Here is a 23,970-nt window from a genome sequence, read left to right as displayed (position 1 = left end):
TTCCATGAGGCGCTGATGCAAACCATTCAGGAACCCGCACGCCAAATCCCCGTCATTCATCAAACCGATGTCCTGGTCGTGGGCTCTGGCCCTGCCGGGTTGGCAGCGGCGCTTGCAGCGGCACGTGCGGGGGCCGAGGTATCTTTGATTGATCGGTTTGGCTGCATGGGTGGCAACATCACTGCCGTCGGCGTCGAAGGATTTGCCTGGTACCGGCACGAGCAAACCGTCGAGGCAGGTGGCATCGGGATGGAATTCGAGACCCGCGCCAAGGAGATGGGGGCCGCCGTTCCGGAAAGCCAGTCGCTGAGCTATGAGCTGGACAGCGAAGGCTTCAAACTGGTCGCCGACAAGCTGGTCGAAGAAGCGGGTGTGCATCCGATGTTGCATCGGCATTTCGTGGCCCCGATCCTGGAAGGCGACCGGATCACCGGCGTCATCACAGAATCCAAAGCCGGGCGCGAAGCGATTTTGGCCAAGGTCGTCATCGATGCCACCGGCGACGCGGATGTGGCCCATCGTTCGGGCGCGCCGACCCACAAAACTCCGCGCGAGGACATGATGGCGGCTTCGGTCATGTTCCATCTGGCGGGCGTAGATAAACGCGCCTTCATGGAAGGTGTGAAAGCTGACCCGCAGACCTACAAGGACTGGGGCGGTGGCGGAGAGTGGAACATTGAGACCTCGGGTAAAGAGGACGACATGTTCTCACCCTTCGTGCACAAACCGTTCCAGCAAGCAATCGATCAGGGGCTGATCCCGCCGCATCTGAACACCATCGCCGGCACCTGGGGCGCGATGCATGACACGGGCGAGCTGACATACATGAACCTCATCCATCTGGCCGAGGTTGACGGCACCGATCCCGACAGCCTGACGCGCGGCGAGATTGAAGGTCGCCGCCAGACCATGCTGGCCATCGAGGCGCTGCGACGGTTCATGCCCGGTTGCGAAAACGCACGTTTGCGGAATTTCGGTATGACCATCGGCATCCGCGACACCCGCAAGATCGACGCGGTCTACAACATGACCGAAAACGATGCCCGCCATCAGGGCCGGTTCGAGGATACGATCGGCATCTATCCCGAGTTCATCGACGGCTATGGCATCCTGATCCTGCCAACTACGGGGCGGTACATGCAAATCCCTTATCGCTCGATGCTGCCCAAGGGCATCAAAGGCCTGCTGGTTGCAGGACGGTCGCATGGCGCGGACCGGGTGGCACATGCCGCAACCCGAAACATGGCTTGTTGCGCGGTCTTAGGTCAGGGCGCGGGCATCGCCGCTGCGGTCTCACTGAAAAGCAATCAGGAGCTGGACCAGCTGAATCTGGCACCGGTTCGCGCTGAATTGCAACGCCAGGGGGTGAGGATTCACTGATGGACAGTATCCCAACGATTGATATCGCGCCTTTGACTGCCCCGGGAACCGCAGCCTATGACGCGACGGTCCGTTACATCCTTGCGGCCTGTCAGGGGATCGGCTTTTTGTCGATCACCGGGACAGGCGTATCCCGGCAGACCGTGGATCAGGTACGCCAGATCACCCGACAGATTTTTGCCGTCGATGACGCGCAAAAATGGGATCAGGCCATCACCCGCGCCAACTATCGCGGCTATATACCCATGGGGTTTTTCACACCCAATGATGGCTCGGGCAAAGCCGACAAATACGAGGGGTACAAACTGCATCACGAGGTCGCAGCAGACGACCCGGTGCGTGAGGATTGCGCGTTATACGGGCCAAACCTCTGGCCCGACGGTGTACCCGGTGCGAAAGAGGTCATTCTGGGTTACTGGCGGCAACTGGATCGCGTCACCGATCTGTTGCTGGGCGCGTTAGAAGCAGGGTTGGATTTGAAAGCCGACTCGCTGCGCGGTGCATTCCGGGACCCGATGACCAACATGACCCTGTTGCATTACCCGCCTCAGGCCGAAGATGAGGCAGGCTATGGCATCCATCCGCACAAGGATACCGACGCCTTGACCATCATTGCCCCCGATCCGGTGGGCGGGCTTGAGGTGCAGACCCGCAACGGCGGCTGGATCACGCCCGATTGCCCGCCCAGTGGTTTCGTGGTGAATATCGGTGACATGCTGGAGCTGTGGTCGGGCGGGCGGTTGAAATCCACGCCGCATCGGGTTGTGAACCGATCGGGTCAGGAACGGTATTCTTTTCCCTATTTCGCGGTGCCCCGTCACGACGTCGTCGTCGCGCCTTTGCTGCCACCCCTGCCCGGCTTTGACCGCCCGGCGGTTCATTGCGGGCACTGGTCGGCCGAGATTTGGCGCACCAACTGGCCCGATGAGACCGCCACCAAAGACACGCCTGAATTGGGAACCTTGCGCGGCTGACCCCTGCAAACCCAAGCGCCATGAACCGCTTGCATCATGGGCTTTGATGCGCCAAGAACACCTGCAAGGGCCAGAACAGGGGGATCGCCATGGCTTTGCCGGTTAAGGATCAGCTGAGATACTGGAGCATCGCCGCTGCGGTTTTCGCGTTGATCCTGTGGGCCCTTGGCGATGTCTTGTTGCCTTTTGTCATCGGTGGGGCCATTGCCTATTTTCTGGATCCGGTCGCTGACCGGCTGGAGCGGCTGGGCCTGTCGCGTATGGCCGCTACGGCGGTCATCACGGTCGTCGGTGTTCTGGGGTTTGTACTGGCAATTCTGATGGTGGTCCCTGCGCTGATCACCCAGTTGTTGGATCTTGTCGATGTACTGCCTGATCTGTTCAAACAGTTGCGCAGTTTCATAGAAAAACAGTTCCCGTCCTTGCTTGACCGGGAATCGAGCACGCACGCGATGCTGGTGTCCTTTGGCGAAACGCTGAAATCCAAGACCGGGGACGTTATGCAGACGGTGCTGTCCTCGCTGGGTTCCGCGATCAACATCGTTGTTCTGTTGGTCATTGTGCCGGTTGTGGCCGTCTACTTGCTGTTGGACTGGGATCGCATGACCGCCCGCATCGGAGAGCTGCTGCCACGTGACCACGCCCCCATCATCAGGCGGCTGGCGGGTGAGATCGACGCGGTTCTGGCCTCGTTCGTGCGCGGCATGGGAACGGTCTGCTTGATCCTTGGCACCTATTACGCGGTTGCACTAATGCTTGCTGGTCTGCAATTCGGTCTGATTGTGGGCTTTATCGCGGGCTTGGTCACGTTCATACCCTATCTGGGCGCCCTTATCGGAGGCTCGCTGGCCATTGGGCTTGCGCTGTTTCAGTTCTGGGGCGACTGGGCTCATATCGGGCTTATCGCGGGTATCTTTGCCATTGGGCAGGTCACCGAGGGCAATTTCCTGACACCCAAGCTGGTCGGCAGCTCTGTCGGGCTGCACCCGGTTTGGCTCCTGCTGGCCCTGTCGGTCTTTGGCGCGCTGTTCGGCTTCGTCGGCATGCTAATCGCTGTCCCGGTCGCCGCAGCATTGGGCGTGCTGGCCCGCTTTGCCACATCGCTATACCTCGACAGCAGATTGTACACTGGTCTTGAAGGTCTGGATCAGGAAACCGAGTAAATGGCCCGACAACTCAGCTTTGATCTGCCCGCCAAAACTGCGCTCGGGCGAGAGGATTTCTTTGTGTCACCGGCAAATGCGCTGGCGGTGGCAATGATCTCGGCCACGTCCTGGCCTGGCAACAAACTGGTGCTGAGCGGACCTGCCGGTGCGGGCAAAACCCATCTGGCCCATGTCTGGGCCGCTGAAACCGGCGGGCGTATCCTTCAGGCCAGCGACCTGCGATATGACGATGTGCCAGACCTGGCGCGTATGCCGATTGCGGTCGAAGACGTGCCTTTGATTGCCGGTGATCTCGAGCAGCAAAAAACGCTGTTCCACCTGCACAATCTTGTTCTGGCCGAAGGGCACCCCCTGCTGATGACCGGCCGTCTTGCGCCCAAATTCTGGGCGTTGCCGCTGGCCGATCTGCAAAGCCGGGTCGAAGGCGCGCATCACGTCGCACTGGATCCGCCCGATGACGCATTGCTGGGCGCAGTACTTGCCAAGCTGTTTGTCGACAGGCAGCTCAACCCCGGCCCCGATGTCATCGCCTATCTTGTCAAGCATATGGACCGGCGGTTTGAAAGCGCAGCCGACGTTGTATCCCAACTGGACCAACTGGCCCTGGCTGAAAAACGCGACATTACACGCGCGCTTGCCATTCGCGTACTGAACACGGCCCCGGATGAGGTCGAGACCAATGATTGACCCGCTGACGTCAATTTCGCATCCTCAGGCAGAACTATCTGGAACACACATGGATCAGACCGTCAAAACCGATATCCCGGACTGGGGAACGTTCGGAAAGCCCCTGTTTGACAAACCGGACGCACGGGCGCTGTCGCGCGTCGGGGTTGTCGATGTCGGGTCGAACTCGGTCCGGATGGTCATTTTCGACGGGGCGGCCCGATCACCGGCCTATTTCTACAATGAAAAGGTCATGTGCGAACTGGGGGCGGGCCTGTCCGAAACCGGGCGACTGAACCCGCGTGGCCGCGAACGCGCCTTGTCGGCACTACGACGGTTCCAGCACCTGGCAATGGATCTGGATTTGCCCGGTTTGCATGTTGTCGCCACCGCTGCTGTGCGCGAAGCCTCGGATGGGCCCGAGTTTTGCGACCAGGTGCAGGCTGAAACCGGTTTGCAGGTGTCTATCATTGACGGTGACGAGGAAGCCCGCCTGTCGGCGCAGGGTGTCCTTTTGGGGTGGCCCGGAGCCTATGGATTGATCTGCGATATTGGCGGATCGTCGATGGAATTGGCCGAAATCGGCGGTGGTCAGGTCGGCCGTCGCGTAACCTCGCCGCTTGGGCCGCTGAAACTGCGCGACATCAAAGGCGGGCGGCGCGCGCGAAAAGCGCATATCAAGGAAACGATGGAGGATCTGCGCAATCAGATGGGCCAGCAGCGAGACCGTTTGTTTCTGGTCGGCGGCAGCTGGCGCGCCTTTGCGCGGCTGGACATGCTGCGGCGGGGCTATCCGCTGAACGTTCTGCATGAATACCGCATGACCACCAAACAGGTGCGCGAGACGATCAAATACATCGAAAAACACGATGGCGAAAAGCTGCGTGCTCAGGCGGGCGTGTCGAGCTCGCGCATGGCGCTTATCCCGTATGCGATGGACGTTCTGGCGCGGCTGATCCGCACGTTCAAACCCAAAGATATCGCCATCTCAAGCTATGGGATTCGCGAGGGGTTGCTATATGAGCAGATGCCGCAGGAAGTGCGCGATCGCGACCCGCTGATCGAAGCCAGCCGGTTCTCGGAAGCAAAGGACGCGCGCCTGCCAGGATTTGGCAGCAATCTCTATGATTTTGTCATCCCGCTGTTCAGATCGGCACCGCCCAGCAAAGTGCGCCTGATCAAGGCGGCCTGCCTGCTGCACGATGTAAGCTGGCGCGCGCATCCCGACTATCGGGCCGAGGTGTGTTTCGACAACGTCACGCGCGCCAATCTGGGTGGTTTGAAGCATTCCGAGCGTGTCTTCATCGGATTGGCACTGCAACACCGCTATCGCAACAAACGGGAAGGCAACCGGTTCTCTCGGCTTTACGAATTGCTGGATGAAAAAAGCCAGAAACAGGCCGAGATTCTGGGCAAGGCCATGCGGTTTGGCGCGATGCTGTGGATGCACAACGATGCCAATATGGGGCAGCTCAAGTTTTTCCCCAAAAAGCGAGAGCTGGAACTGTATCTGCCCGAGGCCGCAGCCCCCCTGTTCAGCGAAGTGGCAGAAGCCCGGTTAAGCGCCTTGGCAGCAGCGCTGAAATCTCAGACTCGCGTGATTGTCAAAGGCTGACATTTGAGCGGGTCAGATATCTGTAGGTCCTTCGGGCACCTCGATATCCCGCTTTTCAGGCTCAGATGGCTCTTGGGTCGGTTTTCTGCGGATAATGATATCGCCATTGGGCAGGATCTCGGGCGGCTCATAAACGCTCCAGTCCTTGACCTCAGCCGCCAGTTCAGCAAGCGCCGGGCCCATCTGCTGCAAGAATGACTGCATCGCCGGGCCAAGCTCTTCCGCCAGACCCAGCAAGTTTTCCAATGCCGGTTCCATTTCCTTGCGCAGACCTTCGAAAAACAGTTCGGCCCCCTGTTCCATCAGGGATTTTTCATTGTCTTCCTGCGCCATTGCAGGCGCGGCAAGGAACACTGAGATCGTACTGATCAGCAAGATGCGTTTCATACCTGACATATAAGGCCCGTGTGGCAGGCTGGAAAGGTCACAGTTCAATATCAAGCGTGACCGGAAAATGATCGGAGGCCGTCAAAAGCGCCTGCCGCAATTCCGGTTCAGCCCAACAGGCGGCATCCTGAAACGGGTGCCAGATACGCCAGGACGGGCGATATGCTTGCAGGTCCGTTGTAATCATTATGTAATCCAGTAATGCGTCCAGAAATTTACCGTCTTCCGGGCGGGCAAAGCGCGCAGTAGCAGGCACCGGCCCGGGCCGAAACCTGTAGGCTGTGACGGCGTTCGGGTCGAACAATCCGGCTTGCAGCAACACCTCGACCGACGAGCGGCCAAAGAGGTGCTCAAACTCATCCAGCCCGGGGCCATCGTTCAGATCGCCCAGCAAAATGACGGGCTGTTTTTGCGCAACATGCCATTCGACGCGCCGTGCAAGCCAGATCGCTTGCGCCAGCTGTTTGCGGCGATTGGCAATCGAAATCCGGATCGCCTCGTCCCGCGATTCGGCACCGTGCGGTGCCTTGGATTTCAGATGTGCCCCGATCAGGCGGATGTTGTGCCCCGCTTGCGTCGTCACCGCCAGTTCCATCGGCGGTTTGGAGAACCGCACGACATCCTCGGTCGCATCAATGTCGAGGTCGATTTTGAATACACCATCGAACCGGGGGGCTGTGGTATCTGCAATATCTCCCTTGGGATCGTGGCGAACACTCAGCACCGTTCTGTCATAGAGCAATGCCAGTTCCTGATGCGTGTCGTTTGCATAGCCCATCACCGCATCAGACGTGCGCAAGTCGAACGCTTCGGCAAAGGCTTGCAGGGCCCGAACCGTGTTCTGGCGTCTGCCCGTGTTGGGCGCCTCGACGATTACAATCGCATCAGCGTCAATGGCAGTCAGAACCTTGGCAATCGCTTCGATCTGCTGCGCTTTGGTGACGTCGTGCCTGCCGGACCAGCTGTCATCGACGATCAGCCTGTCTTTCTGGTCAAACAGATTGGCGAACCATTCGATATTATAGGTCGCCAGCCGCATCTGATCAGGCCCGCGCGCCGTTGATTTCATCCCAGGCGCGATTGATGTCGATCATCTTTTTCTCGGCCAGCCGGATCGCCTCTTCGGGGACACCCCGGGCCATCATGGCGTCGGGGTGCGTTTCCCGAACCAGCTGCCGCCAGACATTGCGAATGTCGGGCAGCGGCATGTCATGTGGAACGCCCAGAACCGTGTAAGGATCGTTTGGCGCATCCGGAACAAAGCGCGCCCGCAGTGCTTTGAACTGCGCGTCGGTTTGCCCGAAAATCTGGCTGACATCTTCGAGAAACGCGTTTTCGTTCGGATGATAGAAACCATCCGCCATCGCGATGTGAAAAAGACCTTCCATCAGGTCACACAGGGTTGTGCTGTCTTCGGAAAACATGCGGGCAATTTTGCGGGCGTAGTCCTGATATCCCGCCACGTCCGTACGGGCCATGTTGAAGACGCGGGCTGCACCTTCCTCATCTTCGCGCGCGATCTGAAACACGTCGCGAAAGGCGGTGACCTCATCACGGGTCACCTGACCGTCTGCCTTGGCCATTTTGGCACCCAGTGCGATGACCGCAATCGTAAAGGCCACGGACCGTTCCGGTGGCGAGCGTAGTTTTTCAAAAACTGCGGTCAGGCTTTCGCCCTGGGCAAGCGCGCTGAGCGCATCGGATATGCGAGTCCAGATCGACATGACCGCACCCTAGCGTCACAATTCGGGACTGTCAGGTGCAACAGGTCATTCAGCACCAAGAATTTTCTGCATCAGCACAAGGTCCAGCCGCTGGCCGAACTTAAAGCCGACTTCGGGCATCACCCCGACTTTCGAATAGCCAAGTGCGGCATGAAACGCCTCAGCCCCCGGATTGGCCGAGGATATGCCCGCGACCAGAACATGAACGCCTTGGGCTTGCGCGACTTCCTCCAGTTCTGACATCAACGCACGTCCCAGCCCTTTGCCCCACGCATCCGGTGACAGCTGGATCGTATGTTCGCAGGTTTGCGCATAACCGGGCCCGGTGCGGAAAGGGCCATATGTGGCAAAGCCGATAACGTGGCTGTCGTGCGCGGCAACCAGATAACCGGGCGCGCGTGCCTTGATATCTTCGGCAATCTGGGCGGCGCTGCGTTCGTCCGTCGTGAAAGTGACCAAAGTGTCCCGGATGATCGCATTGGTGATCCGGGCAATGGCTGGTGCATCTGACGCTGTGGCCGGGCGTATGTTCATTCCAGCACCCGAAGTCCATGAGGTGTCTCGATCTCTGCCTGCAAAGCGGCGGGGCCGGTATCGAACACCACATGATCCAGTTCACCCAGTTGACGGGCCAGTGTCAGGGCGTCGGGGTGGTAGACAACCAGACGCCGCAACCGGCACGCGCTGTCCTGCAACATGTTTGCCGGGTGCAGGTCGCCCTGCCATTCGATAAGGGCGGGAAACAGATTGTCGAACGGCAAACGCCCCGTTGGCGGAACCGCCATGCGCCATTGCAACGCGCCGCGGGTCAGGTCGATGGGCTCTCCGGTGCTATCGGGAAAGATCGACAGTGTGGCCTCGATATCCTCGACCCGGCATATCCAGTTCGTCAAACGCGGGCCGCCCTGAAAATTGTCCAGATCGAACCATCGCGGCCTACCCGGAGGCTGCGCCTGCGGATCGATGGCAATCGCTTCCAGATAGAGCCCGTCCCTGAGCCCCAGCAGCCTGTTATGTGTCCCGAATTTTTCGTGTTTCCCACCGGGTTGCAGTGCAACACCAAGCGCCTGTTCAATGTGTGCAGACGCTTCTTCAAGCGTTTCGCCCGCGACGGCCAGATGATCGAGTAACATGCGCACCCTCCTGCGAAAACGACCGGACCCAAAGGGATCCGGTCGCATGTTTTCGCCATTGGCGCAGGATCACAAGAGCTTTCGTTGAAAGACTTGCCTTGTGTCAGGGCCGTGCCTGGCGGATCAGGCGCAGAATGTCCTGAGCGGCCTCGGGAATGTTGGTGCCCGGACCAAAGATGGCCTTGACCCCATGGTCATACAGGAACTGGTAATCCTGTTGCGGGATCACCCCGCCACAGATCACGATGATATCGTCGGCCCCTGCTTTCTTCAGCTCTTCCACTAGCTGGGGTGCCAGTGTTTTATGCCCCGCCGCCTGCGAGGAAATGCCGACCACATGTACGTCATTGTCCACCGCGTCCTGCGCGGCCTCGGCAGGTGTCTGGAACAGCGGGCCAACGTCCACGTCGAACCCGATATCTGCAAAGGCCGTGGCGATAACCTTGGCACCGCGATCATGCCCGTCCTGCCCCATTTTGACCACCAGAAGACGGGGGCGGCGGCCTTCGGCCTCGGCAAAGTCCTCGATGGATTTCTGGATCGCGGCAAAGCCTTCGTCGCCCTCATAAGCAGCGCCATAGACACCGGCCAGGGTTTTCACCTCGGCGCGGTGGCGGCCGAATTCTTTCTCCATTGCCATGCTGATCTCTCCTACGGATGCACGGGCGCGGGCGGCTTCGACCGCAGCGGCCAGCAGGTTTCCGCCCTCCTGGGCGGTCTTGGTCAGGGCGTCCAGCGCGGCTTGGCACGCGGCTTCATCACGGGTTGCGCGAATGCGTTCCAGCCGCGCCACCTGCGCCTCACGCACGGCGACGTTGTCGACATCCAGAATGTCGATCGGGTCTTCCTGTTCCTTGCGGTACTTGTTGACGCCGACGATCACTTCGTCGCCCCGGTCGATCATGGCCTGACGACGGGCTGCGCTTTCCTCGATGCGCAGCTTGGGCATACCCGAGGCAACCGCCTTGGTCATGCCACCCATCTCTTCGACCTCTTGCATCAGGGCCCAGGCTTTTTCGACCAGTTCATTGGTCAGGCTTTCAACATAGTAAGAACCGGCCAGAGGATCGACCACATCAGTTACACCGGTTTCTTCCTGAAGCACGAGCTGCGTGTTCCGCGCAATGCGGGCCGAGAAATCGGTGGGCAGCGCAATTGCCTCGTCCAGAGCATTTGTATGCAACGATTGGGTGCCACCCAGAACTGCGCTCATCGCTTCATAGGCGGTGCGGATAACATTGTTGTAAGGGTCCTGTTCCTGAAGCGAAACGCCGGAAGTCTGGCAATGGGTGCGCAGCATTTTCGACCGTTCGGACTTTGCCCCGAACTCGGTCATTACCCGGTGCCATAGCGTGCGAGCGGCGCGCAGTTTGGCGATCTCCATGAAGAAATTCATGCCGATGGCAAAGAAGAACGACAAACGGCCCGCGAACTTGTCCACGTCCATCCCGGCCTCAGTCGCGGCACGGACGTATTCACGCCCATCAGCCAGCGTATAGGCCAGTTCCTGTACAAGGTTCGCCCCGGCCTCTTGCATGTGATAGCCCGAGATCGAGATCGAGTTGAACTTGGGCATCTCGTTCGACGTGTATTCGATGATGTCCGAGATGATCTTCATCGACGGTTCAGGCGGGTAGATATAGGTGTTGCGCACCATGAATTCTTTCAGAATGTCGTTCTGAATGGTGCCGGACAGGACAGATCTGTCGTGACCCTGTTCTTCACCCGCAACAATGAAACTGGCCAGGATCGGAACAACCGCGCCGTTCATGGTCATCGAGACCGAGACCTTGTCGAGCGGGATGCCATCGAACAGTATTTTCATATCTTCGACACTGTCGATGGCAACACCTGCCTTACCGACATCGCCCACAACGCGCGGGTGATCACTGTCATAGCCGCGATGTGTCGCCAGATCGAAGGCAACCGAAACGCCCTGCTGGCCTGCTGCCAGATTGCGTCGGTAGAACGCGTTCGATTCCTCGGCGGTCGAAAAGCCCGCATACTGGCGGATCGTCCATGGACGCCCGGCATACATAGTGGCCTTGACACCGCGGGTAAACGGGCCAAACCCCGGCAAAGACCCCATATGCGGCAGATCGGCGGTGTCTTCCTGGGTGTAAAGCGGTTTGACCGCGATACCTTCCAGCGTTTCCTTGGTCAGGTCGCCCAACGGACGTCCGCGCAGCTCTTTCTCGGCAAGCGCTTTCCAGTCCTTTGTGTCGGTCATTTCGATTTCCTCTCGTCAATACGGATGGCGGTCGCTGAAAGCGTCCGCGCCAAGGTCCTGCACTTGGCCTGTTCTTTCAGGCACAAGCGCGAAAATGTGGTCACCCGGCACAAATCGCCGGTCGCAATCGCGGGCACAGGGGCTATATTCGAAAGAACAGGAGGCCACATGACACGCACGCTTGCCTTTGTTTTCTCGGCACTAATCCCTCTGGCCGCCTTGGCGGCAGACGGAACCGCGCCGTCTGATGACAGTTTTGTCCGCCCGGTGGGTGAAAGTGAACTCAGCGAATTTTTGTGGGTCAAACGCCCCATTGTGGTTTTCGCTGACACGCCTGCCGATCCGCGGTTCCAGCAGCAGATCGATATGCTTGTCGCAGAAGAAGCAGCCATGCGCGACCGTGATGTCATCGTGCTGACAGACACGGACCCGTCTGCCCGGTCTCCGATCCGGACCAAGCTGCGGCCGCGTGGCTTCCAGATGGTGTTCGTCGACAAGGACGGCGTGGTCAAACTGCGCAAACCCAGCCCGTGGAGCGTGCGTGAGATTGGCAGGTCTATCGACAAGACCCCCCTGCGCGAACGCGAGATTCGCGAACGGCGCGAAGGGGGCTGAACGCTTTCGCCATGTCCAAAGGCCCCGGCGCGATGCGCTGGAAACGTTGGAATGTATGTCGAAAGCGCCAACATGGTCACTCGAACTCGATGATCACGTCGTCCACAGCAAGGCTGTCACCGGGGCCTGCATTGACCTTGGCCACCACGCCCCTCTTTTCGGCGCGCAGGATGTTTTCCATCTTCATCGCTTCAATTGTGCAAAGCGCCTGACCTTCCTGCACTTCCTGCCCCACTTCGACATTGACCTTCACGACAAGGCCAGGCATCGGACAGAGCAGCAATTTCGAGGTATCTGGTGGCAGTTTTTCCGGCATCAGCTTGGCCAGTTCCGCCTGCCGTGGGCGGCGCACATGCACTTTCAAGTCCGCGCCGCGGTTGCGAACGCGGAAACCGCCCGAGACCTTGCCGATTTTCAGAACCAGCGGGCTTCCATCCACGTCCAGAACCGCCAGTTGATCGCCCGGTGTCCAGTCCGAGGCGACACGCAAGGACGGTCCGTCCTCAAACTTGACCGTTGACCCCTCTTTGTCGGCATTGACCTGCACGGCGAAATCCTGCCCCTGCAATGTCACAACCCAGCGCTTGCCTACTTTGCGTTCGTGATTGTCCATCCGGCCCGACACGCGGGTGCGCCGGATTTCGGCGACGCGGTGCATGGCCGCGCAGGACGCAGCAATCCGGCGCAGATCCACTTCGGGCAACGTGACGCCCTCGAACCCGTCTGGATATTCTTCAGCGATAAAGGCCGTTGTCATGTCACCGCTGACAAATTTTGGGTGATCCATCACTGCCGACAGGAACGGCAAGTTGTGACCGATGCCTTCCACTTCGAAACTGTCCAGCGCCACGCGCATCGCCTCGATTGCTTTTTCGCGGGTCGGCGCCCAAGTGCAGAGCTTGGCGATCATCGGATCGTAATACATGCTGATCTCGCCGCCCTCGTAGACGCCGGTATCGTTGCGCACGGCGGTTTCACCATCGGGTGCTTCACCCTGCCATTTGCCGTTGACCAGCAACGGACCGGCCGCGGTTTCCTGCGGTGGGCGATACCGGGTCAGACGACCGATCGACGGCAGGAAGTTGCGATACGGGTCTTCCGCATACAGACGGTTTTCAATCGCCCAGCCGGTCAGGGTCACGTCATCCTGCGTTATCGATAGCTTTTCACCCGCTGCAACACGGATCATCTGCTCGACCAGATCGACGCCGGTGATCAGTTCCGTAACAGGATGTTCCACTTGCAGGCGCGTATTCATTTCGAGGAAGTAGAAGTTCTTGTTTCCGTCCACGATGAATTCGACCGTACCTGCACTTGCGTAGTTCACGGCCTTGGCCAGAGCGACAGCCTGTTCACCCATCGCCTTGCGGGTTTCGGGATCAAGGAAGGGCGACGGTGCCTCTTCCACCACTTTCTGGTTCCGGCGCTGGATCGAGCATTCACGCTCGCCCAGGTAGATGCCATTTCCGTGAGTGTCGCACAGAACCTGAATTTCGATATGGCGCGGCTGAGTTACGAATTTTTCGATGAAGATCCGGTCATCTCCGAACGAGTTTGCGGCTTCGTTCTTGGACGACTGAAAGCCTTCGCGCGCCTCTTCATCGCTCCACGCGATGCGCATACCCTTGCCACCGCCACCGGCGCTGGCTTTGATCATGACCGGATAACCGATGTCGTTCGAGATCCTGACCGCCTCGTCCGCGTCCTCGATCAGCCCCATGTAACCCGGAACGGTCGAAACTCCGGCCTCCTGTGCGATCTTCTTCGAAGTAATCTTGTCGCCCATGCTTTCGATTGCACCGACAGGGGGCCCAACAAAGGCAACACCTTCGGCCTCGAGCGCTTCGGCGAACTTCGAGTTCTCCGACAGGAAGCCATAGCCGGGATGAACCGCCTGCGCGCCGCTTTTACGGATGGCATCCATGACCTTGTCGATCACAATGTAGGACTGGTTCGCCGGGGGCGGACCGATATGCACGGCTTCGTCGGCCATCGACACATGCAGCGCGTTCTTGTCCGCGTCCGAATAAATGGCAACGGTGCCGATACCCATCTTGCGGGCGGTCTTGATGACCCGGCAGGCGATCTCGCCCCGGTTGGCGATCAGGATCTTATTGAACATGAAACGTCCTTTGGCTTGGTGTTCCGGAAACGCAAAACGCCGCCGCAGGGTACGATCCCCACGACGGCGTGATGCGCAATGATGGTTGAGGCGCCAGGCGCCCCGAAGGATATGCGTTAGTTACAGTTGTTCTGCGTCTTGCAGTACAGCACGTTGCCCGCTGCACCGACGGCCGCGCCAAACAGCGGGTCGGCATTGAGGACCGCGGCCCCCACAGCCCCGGCACCACCGCCGAGGAGTGCCTGTTCGCCCGTGGTGTCACCGCACGCGGCCAGACCCGCACAGGTCGCCGCAACAAGGATGAGTTTCGAGAATCGCATTGTGTCTGCCCTTTTAGGTTTCTTGGTTCGTTTGGGATCAGATGCGCGAAATGGGGCCTGTTATTCAATATCAATGCAATTGCAGGCAGGTTTTGTGCAGGTTTTCGCTTCTCTTTGGCCGTGGAAGCCAAAAAGAAAAACGCGGACAGGTCTATGTGGGGAACACAAGCCTGCCCGCGCAAGGAAGGGGTACGGAATAGTAGGTGCATGTGCGGCGCAGGCAAAGTAGAGCCGCACGGCCCATTCAGTTTGCACGGCACAATCTGTTGAGCAAACACAGTATTGTTTCCCTGGGACAACTCGGCTGGTTTCTGCCCAAGCCGCAAAATGGCGCGCAACTTCGTGCCGACAGCATTCAAGTGAAATACCAGCACGAAAGCCCCGTTCACCGTCACAGTTTCGTTACAAAATGGGTCGCTTCCGATGCTTTCTGCGGTTGCAGCATCACGAATCGCCGCCACTCCACCGGCGAAGGAATTACGGCGCAACAGCGCGTTAGATGACAGGTTCAAGACGCTGTGATTCAAGAAGTCGAAAAAGGCACATTTTATTGAGAAATCAGATGGTTCTATTCTCTTTCTCGTGATTTCCAAAGATTTCTGCTGCGTGAAACGGTCCTTGGGCACACTCGCACTCAAAGGAACACCCACATGACTATGACTAGAAAAAAGGCACTCCTGCTCGCTGCCTCTGCGCTCAGTGTGACCGGCACGTTTGCTGTTGCCCAGGACGCCCAGACCCAGGCCGAACTCGACGCTTTGCGCGCCCGGGTCGAGGCGCTGGAAGCCGCCAAAAGCGGCCCCGCCAACGGAGATTTCCGCATCGGCAACACCGTTTTGGACCTTTACGGATACGTGAAGGCCGATTTCTTCTATGACTTCGACTACGATCAGGGGGATACGGCGTTCGTGAATGTTATCGGTGAACCCTCGGCCGCAACCGACGGCACCTTCGGGGCAACCGTTCGCCAATCTCGGATCGGATTGCGTACCACCACCCCAAGCGGGATCGGTGACATTGGCGGACAGCTTGAGCTTGACCTGTTCGGTTCCGGCGGCACGGCTGAATTGCGCATTCGCCATGCCAACATCACCATCGGCGATCAGTTCCTGATTGGTCAGTACTGGACCAACTTCCAACCATTGGACACCTACCCGACCACTGTCGAATTCAACGGCCCCGTGGGTATCGCATTCGCTCGTGTCCCACAGCTGAGATACACCGGACAACTTGGCAGCAATGCACAGTTTGCGGTCTCGATCGAAGAGAACGTCAGCGGGTCGAATTCCGATGATCCCGTCCTGACGGCCTCGGCGGAATATAACGACGGTACGTACATTGCCCGTGGTGCCGTTTTGTACGGTAAAGCCAATTCCGGCAATGTCGAAGTGGATCAAACCGGCTTTACGCTTTCCGGCGGCATTCGCCCCTGGCAAGGCGGGTTGTTCCAAGTCAACTACGTCACAGGTGAGGCGCTTGGCCCGTACCTGATCGGTCTCGGCGATGCCATCGTCGGTGGGCAGGCCAACGATGTGGATGGCTACACCGTGGAATTCAGGCAGGACATCGGTGCAAAATGGAATGTCGGCATTGCTTACGGTCGTGAAGACTATGATCTGCCGACCTCGACCGGCACGCTGTCCTTCACCGAACTGGAAACCATCCATGTCAACGCGTTCTACAAGGCGACAGACAGTCTGACGCTCAGCGCCGAATACATCTATGGCGAGCGGAATGACGCGCCCACCGGCAGAACCTTTGACGGCAGCCGCGTTCAGCTTGCAGCCCAGTTGAACTTCTGAGACCACACATAAATCCTGCCCGGTTTCGGGCAGGATTTTCCCGAAACTGGCAGTGATCGGATTATGTGCGGCAGCGAATGTCACAATCAGTCCATCCCGTCGATGATGTCCGGGAAGGATGCGCGCGCAGCGTTTACGTCGATAACGAGCAAGGCATCATAACTGGCCGGATCAAAGGGGTCTTCTGCCGGGATGACTTCGCGCCCGAACAGCCAGCTCAAACGCCCAGCATCCAGATTGCCCCGTTCGAACGGCTGGTCGCCGAAATGGGCCCAAAGGGCTTCCATGAACGCACTATCAGCGCGCCTGTCCGCAGGTTTACGATCCCGAAACCGCTCGCGCTGCGTTAACGGTGTAACGCCCTTTGGGTTGGCGCGACGGATGGTGAACTGAAAGTCGGTGCCTGAAAGGCGACCGGGAAAACCACGATGCTTCAGCATGAAAGGCCCCCCTGTGTCATACTTGCAGACAAAAGCAATTCGAGCCCGAAAAAGGATGGGGTCATGATGCGCACCTCCAAAGCCGCACAGTTGGTCTGAGATGCTTTGTACTCATGGCGTCTTGCGGTCATGGTCAAAGCCCCTCCCAGATACACCGGGACTGCTCCAGCCGGTAGGCCTCAAAAAACTGGGTCGCATCAGGGGCGGCATCACCAAACTCTACCGGGCGATCGGACAAAGAGATCACGACCCGCGCCGGATGCAATTCATGCTGAGCGACATATGGAATGGCCAGAATCTGGCACAGGTGCTCCATATCCTTCGACGCCACATCATACCCAATCCGCCCTACTGACGCGCCTATTCTGGGCGCGATAAAGCGAAAGCGCAGCCAAAGCTCGCCAGGGTTGTTGTCCAGCAGGACATCGCTCAGTTGCACTGGCTGGCCCGACGGCACCGGCAGCAACGAATCGGAATCCGCAAAAGCAGGATGGCTGAAGGTGAGTGCACCCAGACAAATGGCGCGACCCCGGACCCACCAGCGGCGAGCTCCTCCTTCCGGGGTCGCGCGCGCAGTACGATTAGTCTGCGCGGTTCTATGTCTGACGGGTCGGATCATTCAACTATTTGCCGGTTTTTGTCAATTCCGCCTCAATTTGAGGGGGTTTCAGCCTCGGAACCGCTGTGACGGTCAAAGATTGAGCGGGGCGGGCCATCCCGCTCCTAGATGGATCACAGCGGGATATTGTCGTGCTTTTTCCACGGGTTCTTCAGCTGTTTGCCGCGCAAGCTGGCAAATGCCCGGGATACACGACGGCGGGTCGAATGCGGCATGATCACCTCATCGATGAAGCCGCGCTCGGCTGCCACGAAGGGATTTGCAAATCGGTCTTCGTAATCCTTGGTATGCGAAGCGATCTTGTCGGCATCCCCCAGATCGGCGCGATGAATGATCTCGGTCGCCCCTTTGGCCCCCATGACCGCAATTTCGGCGGTGGGCCAGGCATAGTTGAAATCACCGCGCAAATGCTTGGAGGCCATAACGTCGTAAGCACCGCCATAAGCCTTTCGGGTAATCACCGTCACCTTCGGCACGGTTGCCTCACCATAGGCAAAGAGCAACTTGGCCCCATGCTTGATGACACCACCATATTCCTGGCTTGTTCCCGGCAGGAAGCCAGGAACGTCGACCAATGTCAGGATCGGGATTTCGAAGCAGTCACAGAAGCGCACAAAGCGCGCAGCCTTGCGCGACGAGTCGATATCCAGACACCCGGCCAGCACCATCGGCTGGTTTGCGACGACGCCTACGGTCTGACCTTCCAGCCGGATGAACCCGGTGATGATGTTCTTGGCAAAATCTTCCTGAATTTCATAGAAATCGCCCTCGTCCGCCACTTTGGCGATGAGTTCCTTCATGTCGTAGGGCGTGTTCGGATTCTCTGGCACAAGAGTGTCCAGCGAAGCCTCGATCCGGCCGGGTTCGTCAAAGAACGGGCGCACGGGCGGCTTTTCGCGGTTGTTGAGGGGCAAGAAGTCCACCAGGCGCCGCACCTCGGCCAACGCTTCGACGTCGTTTTCGAACGCGCCATCAGCGACTGAGGATTTCTTGGTATGGGTCGAGGCCCCGCCCAATTCCTCGGCAGTTACCACTTCGTTGGTTACGGTCTTCACCACATCCGGGCCGGTCACAAACATGTAAGAGGTGTCTTTGACCATGAAGATAAAGTCGGTCATCGCCGGGCTGTACACCGCGCCACCCGCGCAGGGCCCCATGATTACGCTGATCTGCGGCACCACGCCCGAGGCCATGATATTGCGCTGGAACACTTCGGCATACCCCGCCAGCGAAGCCACACCTTCCTGGATGCGTGCGCCGCCCGAATCGTTGATTCCGATCACCGGGGCACCGTTCTGGACCGCCATGTCCATAATCTTGCAGATCTTCTGAGCATGGGTTTCCGACAGCGATCCGCCAAAGACGGTAAAATCCTGGCTGAACACATAAACCATGCGCCCGTTGATCGTGCCCCAACCGGTGACAACACCGTCACCCGCAGGCTTTTGTTTTTCCATCCCGAAATCGGTGCAGCGGTGGCTGACGAACATGTCAAACTCTTCAAAGCTGCCCTCGTCCAACAGCAGTTCGATCCGTTCACGCGCGGTCAGTTTGCCGCGAGCGTGCTGGGCATCGATCCGTTTCTGCCCACCGCCCAGACGCGCGTTATCGCGGCGGCCTTCCAACTCGGAAAGAATGTCTTTCATGACGACTATCCCCTTATAAATTTGACGGGACCCTACCTGTTTGGGCCGCTCATCCAAAGCTATTTTCGGCAAATTTGCAAATTTTCAGCAACAGTAATTTGGGTAATTGCAAAACTGCGAATTCTCGCAGGCAATTTTGCGAATGGCTGGCATTCCGTAAATCCACGGCTATACATGTGAACCATGCAGTTCAGCTCTGACGCGGTCCACCGCACACCACCCACATTGGCGACGCTTGTTTTACTCTCGGGCCTGTCCGCCCTGAGCATGAACCTGTTTCTGCCCAGCCTGCCAAACATGGCCGAGTATTTCGAAACCGATTACAAGGTCATGCAGCTGTCGATTGCGCTTTATCTGCTGATCAATGCCATTCTGCAAATTCTTATAGGTCCAATTGCGGATCAGGCAGGACGCAGACCAGTTTTACTGTGGGGCCTTGGCCTGTTCCTGATGGCGACCCTTGGGTGCATCTTCGCCCCCAATGCCACGGTTTTTCTGGCGTTCAGGATGTGTCAGGCGGTAGTGGTCGTCGGTATGGTTCTCAGCCGCGCAGCGGTGCGGGATATGTACGATCAGGACCAAGCTGCCTCAATGATCGGTTATGTAACGATGGGCATGGCCGTGGTTCCGATGATTGGCCCTGCCATCGGCGGCTTACTGGAAGTGAGCTTTGGTTGGAAAGCGAATTTCTGGCTGCCCTTTGCCGTAGGTCTGCTGACTATGGCACTGACCTATTCGGACTTTGGGGAAACATCGGCAAAAAGTGGCAAAACGCTTGTCCAGCAATTCAAGGAATACCCCGAACTTCTGACCTCGCCACGGTTCTGGGGATATTCACTGGCTTGTGCCTTCTCATCGGGTTCGTTTTTCGCCTATCTCGGCGGCGCACCTTTCATCGGCACCGAATTGTTCGGGTTGAGCGCGGCACAGGTTGGCATTTATTTTGGCGCACCTGCGGTTGGGTATTTTGTTGGCAATTTCATGAGCGGGCGTTTTTCAGTGCGGTTCGGTGTGAACCGCATGGTGCTATGGGGAAGCCTGCTCAATGCGTTTGGCGTCGCTGTGTCGGCATTGCTGTTTCTGGCCGACCGTGGAACCGCACTCAGTTTCTTTGGGTTCATGACATTTGTGGGCGTCGGCAATGGCATGGTCATCCCCAACGCAACCTCGGGCGCGCTATCAGTGCGCCCTCGACTGGCTGCAACCGCCTCGGGCCTGAGTGGCGCCATTATGTTAGGTGGCGGCGCCGGGCTGAGCGCCTTGGCAGGTGCCTTGCTGACACGTGAAACCGGCGCGATGCCGCTGCTTTGGCTGATGCTGGCAACAGCCGTTCTGGCGATCGTCGCAATTTCAACTGTCGTACGAAGAGAACGGCAATTGGGGCTGTAACCGCTTGCCCCAATGACTTTGCAAAGTTAACCTCGGAAATTGGAAAACTTGCAAAGGCACCCTATGGCCACCCAAAAGCTCTATGCGGGCGCGAAACTGCGCGAAATGCGGACTCGCCTGACCCTGACGCAGCGCGAATTTGCCGCCAAACTGGGCGTTTCACTGCCTTATCTGAATCAGATGGAGAACAACAACCGGCCGATCTCGACCACGGTTGTGCTGGCTCTGGCGCAGGAATTCGGAATGGATGTTACCGAACTCAGCACCGGCGACAGCGAACGTCTTGTTTCAGACATGCGCGAGGCGCTGGCCGATCCTGTTTTTGCCGACATACAGCCCCCTCTGGCCGATCTGCGCCTGACAGCTTCCAACGCCCCGGCCCTGGCGCGCGCGTTTATCGAATTGCACAAAACCTACCGGCAGACACATGAACGCCTTGCCTCGCTGGACGAGGCTTTGGGGCGTGAAGATGCGCGTATTCAGGCCAGCCCTTGGGAAGAAGTGCGCGATTTCTTCCATTATTGCGACAACTACATCGACGCCGTGGACAGGGCAGCGGAACTGTTTGCCAACCGCGCCGACGGCCCCGGCGGTATCCGGCAAGCCGCCCTGAGCAGCCTTTCAGAACGCGGAATTCAGGTGGTTTTTTCAGATATGGGCCCCTTGCGCGCTTATGATGTCGACAGCAAAATTTTGCGCCTGTCCTCCCGTGCAGCGCCGCAGACGCAGGTGTTCCAGCTTCTGTTACAGGTCGCGCTGATCAGTCAGGACCAGTTGCTGGAGGCGACGCTGGATTTCGCCAAGTTCCAAAGTGACGAAGCCCGCGCCATCGCCAAGATCGGTCTTGCCAACTATTTCGCTGGTGCCTCTCTGATGCCTTATACCGCGTTTTTGACTGCTGCTCAGGAAGAGCGTCACGATCTGGAGCTGCTCAGCAACCGGTTCGGGGCGTCGGTCGAGCAGGTTGCACATCGGCTGTCGACACTACAGCGTCCCGGCGCCAAGGGCATCCCGTTCTTCTTCGTCCGGGTTGATCAGGCGGGGACGATCACCAAGCGACACTCGGCCACACGCCTTCAATTTGCACGCTTTGGTGGGGCTTGCCCGCTTTGGAACGTGCATCGGGCCTTTGAAACGCCCGGGCATTTCCTGCGGCAGCTGGCGGAAACACCAGATGGCGTTCGCTATATCTCGCTGGCACGGGATGTTTCAAAATCGGGCGGCTCTTTCGGTGCGCCCGTCAGACGGTACGCCATTGCGTTGGGGTGCGAGGTCCGCCATGCCCCGGCGCTTGTTTATGCTGATAACCTCGACATCAACAATGCCAGCGCTTACGAGCCCATTGGAATTTCCTGCCGCATCTGCGAGCGGCAAACCTGTCACCAGCGTTCGGTTCCGCCGCTGGAACGCCGTCTGAGCATCGACACCCATATTCGCGGCACCCTGCCCTATGAAGTGACCTGATCTTAGTCTGGCGACTAAGCCCTATCAGCGTCACGTCTCTGGGCACGACGGGGGCATAGCCCCCGCCAATGAATTTAAGTCTTGGACAGGATCGCCCAGATCTCATCCTTCAGCGCCGCGCGTTTTTTGCGCAGGTCAACCTCGGCCAGTTCCTCCATGGGTTCGACATTGGTCTCGGCGCGGTGCACTTCGCGGTTGACCTCATGATATTCATCGGCCAGCCGGGCGAAATGCGCATCCGACTGCTTGAGCTGGCTCATCAGTTCAACTTTGTCCGGAAACTCTTCGGCCAGTTCATGCGGGGTGTGAGACATCTCTGTTCGCTCCTTCATATGTCGTTGCAAACCAGTGATAGAAGCGTGACCGGGCTTTCGCTTTGACCGGGATCAACTACCCGCAACAATCCCGCGAATTTCAATAAAGCGCCACGCGCATCCTGCCGTGCAGAGGGCAAGTTGTGCTGAAACGTGGCTCAACCTTATCTGGACAAGAACGCTGAACCTTTTCCTAACATGCCCCCGGCAAGCGCTGAATAGCGTATTCAACCGGGAGCAGTTAAGTATCATTATCGCTGCGCGGTTGCCCAGCCGGGGTGGATCCACGGGCGATCATTGGCCTTGGGTAACGGGTCTTTGCCCAGCAGAGAATCCGATACTTTCTCGCCCACCATGATCGAGGGCGCGTTGAGATTGCCGTTGGTGATCTGCGGGAAAATCGAACTGTCCGCGACGCGCAGCCCGTCCACGCCGATGACGCGACCCTCGGGATCGACCACCGCACCTTTGTCATCCGCACGCCCCATCCGGCAGGTGCCACAGGGGTGATAGGCGCTTTCAGCATGTTCCGCGATAAAGGCGTTCAGCTCTTCATCGGTTTGCACAGCGGCACCCGGCTGAATTTCCTTGCCCGCATAGGGTTTGAAAGCGTTTTGTCCAAAGATTTCGCGGGTCAGCCGGATACAGGTGCGGAAGTCTTCCCAATCCTCTTCATGGCTCATGTAGTTGAACTTGATCACCGGCGCGTCTGCGGCTTGCGCAGATCGCAATGTGACCGCCCCGCGTGACGGGGACCGCATCGGGCCGACATGCGCCTGGAACCCGTGCCCCTCTGCCGCCGCCTGTCCGTCATAGCGAACTGCGATCGGCAGGAAGTGGTACTGAATGTCAGGATACTCCACACCCGGCTTAGACCGGATGAATGCCGCGCTTTCAAACTGGTTCGATGCGCCCAAACCTGTCTTGGTAAACAGCCATTGCGCCCCGATCAGACCCTTGCTGAACAGGTTCCAGTGCTTGTAGAGCGTAATCGGCTGTAGCGAAGCCTGTTGAATATACAGCTCCAGATGATCCTGAAGGTTCGCACCCACCCCCGGACGATCCGCAACGACGTTGATCCCATGTTCCGCCAGATGTGCGCCCGGGCCGATACCAGACAGCATAAGCAGTTTGGGCGAGTTGATCGAGGACGCAGCCAGAACGACCTCGCGCCGGGCCTTGATGATCTCTTTCTTGCCGCCACGGATCAATTCCACACCAGTGGCGCGACCGCTTTCCATAACAACCCGAGACGCAAGACCCCGCACGATATCACAATTGTCGCGTTTGAGCGCGGGCTTCAGATAGGCATTTGCCGCCGACCAGCGCCGCCCTTTCCAGACGGTCTGCTCCATCGGGCCAAAGCCTTCCTGCTTTTCTCCGTTATAGTCGCCGGTGACCTCGTATCCCGCCTGCTGGCCTGCATCGACAAAGGCCTGAAACAGTGGGTTTGCGCGGGGACCGCGCGACACGTGCAATGGGCCGTCAGTGCCGCGCCAGGCCGGATCGCCCCCATGGCCGCCGTCATGCCATGTCTCCATGCGTTTGTAATAGGGCAGCACATCCGCATAGGACCAACCGTCAGCCCCCATCTCGGCCCAGGTGTCGAAATCGCGTGCGTGACCGCGCACATAGACCATGCCGTTGATCGACGACGACCCGCCGATCACCTTGCCGCGCGGGCAGGCCAGACGGCGGTTGTTCAGATGCGGTTCGGGCTCGGACTGATATCCCCAGTCATAGCGCGACATGTTCATCGGATAGCTGAGCGCGGCAGGCATCTGGATAAACGGCCCCATGTCGGTGCCACCGTGCTCGATCACAAGGACCGAGGCCCCACCTTCGCTCAGACGATATGCCATTGCGCAGCCTGCGGACCCTGCGCCAACGATGACAAAATCTGCTTCCATATTCACAACTCCTCGCCCGCCGGGTATGACGCCTCCGGCGGGAGTATTTTTAAA

22 protein-coding genes are annotated in these 23,970 nt (G+C 58.6%); 9 read left to right on the top strand and 13 right to left on the bottom strand.

All coding sequences use genetic code 11. The features are described from left to right. The first annotated feature begins 15 nt into the window (after positions 1–15). The 5 genes from ACR0AD_RS00555 to ACR0AD_RS00535 all read left to right on the top strand — a co-directional run bounded on the left by ACR0AD_RS00555 (position 16) and on the right by ACR0AD_RS00535 (position 5,801). Complete coding sequence (locus ACR0AD_RS00555) at positions 16–1,380, top strand: FAD-dependent oxidoreductase (protein WP_480486350.1); 1,365 nt, start codon at positions 16–18, stop codon at positions 1,378–1,380. After that, a complete protein-coding gene (locus tag ACR0AD_RS00550) occupies positions 1,380–2,354 on the top strand; it encodes an isopenicillin N synthase family dioxygenase (RefSeq protein ID WP_480486352.1) in 975 nt (324 codons plus the stop codon). Before ACR0AD_RS00555 ends, ACR0AD_RS00550 begins: the two co-directional genes overlap by 1 nt. Before the next feature lie 89 nt (positions 2,355–2,443). Further along, positions 2,444–3,517, top strand: coding sequence for an AI-2E family transporter (locus ACR0AD_RS00545; RefSeq protein WP_480481940.1), 1,074 nt, complete (start codon positions 2,444–2,446; stop codon positions 3,515–3,517). After that, a complete protein-coding gene (locus tag ACR0AD_RS00540) occupies positions 3,518–4,207 on the top strand; it encodes an HdaA/DnaA family protein (protein ID WP_480481942.1) in 690 nt (229 codons plus the stop codon). It abuts the gene before it with no gap. A gap of 49 nt (positions 4,208–4,256) precedes the next feature. Then, complete coding sequence (locus tag ACR0AD_RS00535) at positions 4,257–5,801, top strand: Ppx/GppA family phosphatase (RefSeq protein WP_480486354.1); 1,545 nt, start codon at positions 4,257–4,259, stop codon at positions 5,799–5,801. 12 nt (positions 5,802–5,813) lie between these two features. On the opposite strand, the gene ACR0AD_RS00530 is transcribed toward ACR0AD_RS00535, so the two are convergent. The 6 genes from ACR0AD_RS00530 to scpA all read right to left on the bottom strand — a co-directional run bounded on the left by ACR0AD_RS00530 (position 5,814) and on the right by scpA (position 11,275). After that, entirely contained in the window at positions 5,814–6,188 is a 375-nt protein-coding gene (locus ACR0AD_RS00530) for a hypothetical protein (RefSeq protein WP_480486355.1), read from the bottom strand. Positions 6,189–6,225: 37 nt separating this feature from the next. Continuing rightward, positions 6,226–7,227, bottom strand: a complete 1,002-nt coding sequence (locus ACR0AD_RS00525) for an endonuclease/exonuclease/phosphatase family protein (RefSeq protein ID WP_480486485.1) — start codon at positions 7,225–7,227, stop codon at positions 6,226–6,228. Positions 7,228–7,231: 4 nt separating this feature from the next. Next, a complete protein-coding gene (locus ACR0AD_RS00520) occupies positions 7,232–7,912 on the bottom strand; it encodes a molecular chaperone DjiA (RefSeq protein ID WP_267365678.1) in 681 nt (226 codons plus the stop codon). A 45-nt stretch (positions 7,913–7,957) separates the two neighbouring features. Continuing rightward, a complete protein-coding gene (locus ACR0AD_RS00515) occupies positions 7,958–8,446 on the bottom strand; it encodes an N-acetyltransferase family protein (protein ID WP_480486357.1) in 489 nt (162 codons plus the stop codon). Then, entirely contained in the window at positions 8,443–9,045 is a 603-nt protein-coding gene (locus tag ACR0AD_RS00510; protein WP_480486359.1) for a VOC family protein, read from the bottom strand. The genes ACR0AD_RS00515 and ACR0AD_RS00510 overlap by 4 nt, the downstream gene beginning before the upstream one ends. Before the next feature lie 103 nt (positions 9,046–9,148). After that, positions 9,149–11,275 (bottom strand): methylmalonyl-CoA mutase, encoded by a 2,127-nt coding sequence (gene scpA / locus ACR0AD_RS00505; protein ID WP_480486361.1) that lies wholly within the window; start codon positions 11,273–11,275, stop codon positions 9,149–9,151. 168 nt (positions 11,276–11,443) lie between these two features. Between scpA and ACR0AD_RS00500 the strand changes: the two genes are divergently transcribed. Further along, entirely contained in the window at positions 11,444–11,890 is a 447-nt protein-coding gene (locus ACR0AD_RS00500) for a DUF4174 domain-containing protein (protein WP_267365674.1), read from the top strand. A 76-nt stretch (positions 11,891–11,966) separates the two neighbouring features. On the opposite strand, the gene ACR0AD_RS00495 is transcribed toward ACR0AD_RS00500, so the two are convergent. After that, entirely contained in the window at positions 11,967–14,012 is a 2,046-nt protein-coding gene (locus tag ACR0AD_RS00495) for an ATP-binding protein (protein ID WP_480486362.1), read from the bottom strand. A 116-nt stretch (positions 14,013–14,128) separates the two neighbouring features. After that, positions 14,129–14,332 (bottom strand): hypothetical protein, encoded by a 204-nt coding sequence (locus ACR0AD_RS00490; protein WP_209504584.1) that lies wholly within the window; start codon positions 14,330–14,332, stop codon positions 14,129–14,131. A 650-nt stretch (positions 14,333–14,982) separates the two neighbouring features. On the opposite strand from ACR0AD_RS00490, the gene ACR0AD_RS00485 reads away from it, so the two are divergent. Continuing rightward, complete coding sequence (locus tag ACR0AD_RS00485; RefSeq protein ID WP_480486364.1) at positions 14,983–16,134, top strand: DcaP family trimeric outer membrane transporter; 1,152 nt, start codon at positions 14,983–14,985, stop codon at positions 16,132–16,134. Positions 16,135–16,220: 86 nt separating this feature from the next. Here ACR0AD_RS00485 and ACR0AD_RS00480 read toward each other — a convergent pair whose 3' ends face one another. From ACR0AD_RS00480 to ACR0AD_RS00470, 3 genes are all read right to left on the bottom strand, one after another. Further along, positions 16,221–16,574, bottom strand: coding sequence for a hypothetical protein (locus ACR0AD_RS00480; protein ID WP_480486366.1), 354 nt, complete (start codon positions 16,572–16,574; stop codon positions 16,221–16,223). Between the two features lie 133 nt (positions 16,575–16,707). Further along, the gene (locus ACR0AD_RS00475) at positions 16,708–17,040 is read right to left on the bottom strand and encodes a DUF6497 family protein (protein WP_267367703.1); all 333 of its coding nucleotides are present in this window, start codon (positions 17,038–17,040) and stop codon (positions 16,708–16,710) included. Positions 17,041–17,306: 266 nt separating this feature from the next. Next, positions 17,307–18,839: an acyl-CoA carboxylase subunit beta gene (locus tag ACR0AD_RS00470; RefSeq protein ID WP_209597857.1), complete on the bottom strand. Its 1,533-nt coding sequence runs from the start codon at positions 18,837–18,839 to the stop codon at positions 17,307–17,309. 183 nt (positions 18,840–19,022) lie between these two features. Here ACR0AD_RS00470 and ACR0AD_RS00465 point away from each other — a divergent pair, with 183 nt between their 5' ends. Both ACR0AD_RS00465 and ACR0AD_RS00460 read left to right on the top strand, forming a co-directional pair. After that, positions 19,023–20,228 carry a multidrug effflux MFS transporter gene (locus ACR0AD_RS00465; protein ID WP_480486367.1) on the top strand — a complete coding sequence of 402 codons (1,206 nt, stop codon included), beginning with the start codon at positions 19,023–19,025 and terminating at the stop codon, positions 20,226–20,228. 63 nt (positions 20,229–20,291) lie between these two features. Next, entirely contained in the window at positions 20,292–21,692 is a 1,401-nt protein-coding gene (locus ACR0AD_RS00460; protein WP_209504590.1) for a helix-turn-helix domain-containing protein, read from the top strand. A 74-nt stretch (positions 21,693–21,766) separates the two neighbouring features. Here the strand turns inward: ACR0AD_RS00460 and ACR0AD_RS00455 are convergent, their stop codons facing one another. Both ACR0AD_RS00455 and betA read right to left on the bottom strand, forming a co-directional pair. Then, on the bottom strand, positions 21,767–22,006 hold the full coding sequence (locus ACR0AD_RS00455) for an HP1242/YdcH family protein (protein WP_480481962.1): 240 nt from the start codon (positions 22,004–22,006) through the stop codon (positions 21,767–21,769). A 251-nt stretch (positions 22,007–22,257) separates the two neighbouring features. Then, complete coding sequence (gene betA / locus ACR0AD_RS00450; protein ID WP_480481964.1) at positions 22,258–23,916, bottom strand: choline dehydrogenase; 1,659 nt, start codon at positions 23,914–23,916, stop codon at positions 22,258–22,260. Positions 23,917–23,970: the final 54 nt, after the last annotated feature.

This window comes from Ruegeria sp. BH8, from assembly GCF_056538065.1.
This window is presented reverse-complemented; position numbering and strand designations above follow the sequence as displayed.

Coding starts and splice junctions, on each gene's coding strand:
- ACR0AD_RS00555 (WP_480486350.1), top strand. CDS start 16: ATGCAAACCATTCAGGAACCCGCACGCCAAATCCCCGTCATTCATCAA.
- ACR0AD_RS00550 (WP_480486352.1), top strand. CDS start 1,380: ATGGACAGTATCCCAACGATTGATATCGCGCCTTTGACTGCCCCGGGA.
- ACR0AD_RS00545 (WP_480481940.1), top strand. CDS start 2,444: ATGGCTTTGCCGGTTAAGGATCAGCTGAGATACTGGAGCATCGCCGCT.
- ACR0AD_RS00540 (WP_480481942.1), top strand. CDS start 3,518: ATGGCCCGACAACTCAGCTTTGATCTGCCCGCCAAAACTGCGCTCGGG.
- ACR0AD_RS00535 (WP_480486354.1), top strand. CDS start 4,257: ATGGATCAGACCGTCAAAACCGATATCCCGGACTGGGGAACGTTCGGA.
- ACR0AD_RS00530 (WP_480486355.1), bottom strand. CDS start 6,188: ATGAAACGCATCTTGCTGATCAGTACGATCTCAGTGTTCCTTGCCGCG.
- ACR0AD_RS00525 (WP_480486485.1), bottom strand. CDS start 7,227: ATGCGGCTGGCGACCTATAATATCGAATGGTTCGCCAATCTGTTTGAC.
- ACR0AD_RS00520 (WP_267365678.1), bottom strand. CDS start 7,912: ATGTCGATCTGGACTCGCATATCCGATGCGCTCAGCGCGCTTGCCCAG.
- ACR0AD_RS00515 (WP_480486357.1), bottom strand. CDS start 8,446: ATGAACATACGCCCGGCCACAGCGTCAGATGCACCAGCCATTGCCCGG.
- ACR0AD_RS00510 (WP_480486359.1), bottom strand. CDS start 9,045: ATGTTACTCGATCATCTGGCCGTCGCGGGCGAAACGCTTGAAGAAGCG.
- scpA (WP_480486361.1), bottom strand. CDS start 11,275: ATGACCGACACAAAGGACTGGAAAGCGCTTGCCGAGAAAGAGCTGCGC.
- ACR0AD_RS00500 (WP_267365674.1), top strand. CDS start 11,444: ATGACACGCACGCTTGCCTTTGTTTTCTCGGCACTAATCCCTCTGGCC.
- ACR0AD_RS00495 (WP_480486362.1), bottom strand. CDS start 14,012: ATGTTCAATAAGATCCTGATCGCCAACCGGGGCGAGATCGCCTGCCGG.
- ACR0AD_RS00490 (WP_209504584.1), bottom strand. CDS start 14,332: ATGCGATTCTCGAAACTCATCCTTGTTGCGGCGACCTGTGCGGGTCTG.
- ACR0AD_RS00485 (WP_480486364.1), top strand. CDS start 14,983: ATGACTATGACTAGAAAAAAGGCACTCCTGCTCGCTGCCTCTGCGCTC.
- ACR0AD_RS00480 (WP_480486366.1), bottom strand. CDS start 16,574: ATGCTGAAGCATCGTGGTTTTCCCGGTCGCCTTTCAGGCACCGACTTT.
- ACR0AD_RS00470 (WP_209597857.1), bottom strand. CDS start 18,839: ATGAAAGACATTCTTTCCGAGTTGGAAGGCCGCCGCGATAACGCGCGT.
- ACR0AD_RS00465 (WP_480486367.1), top strand. CDS start 19,023: ATGCAGTTCAGCTCTGACGCGGTCCACCGCACACCACCCACATTGGCG.
- ACR0AD_RS00460 (WP_209504590.1), top strand. CDS start 20,292: ATGGCCACCCAAAAGCTCTATGCGGGCGCGAAACTGCGCGAAATGCGG.
- ACR0AD_RS00455 (WP_480481962.1), bottom strand. CDS start 22,006: ATGTCTCACACCCCGCATGAACTGGCCGAAGAGTTTCCGGACAAAGTT.
- betA (WP_480481964.1), bottom strand. CDS start 23,916: ATGGAAGCAGATTTTGTCATCGTTGGCGCAGGGTCCGCAGGCTGCGCA.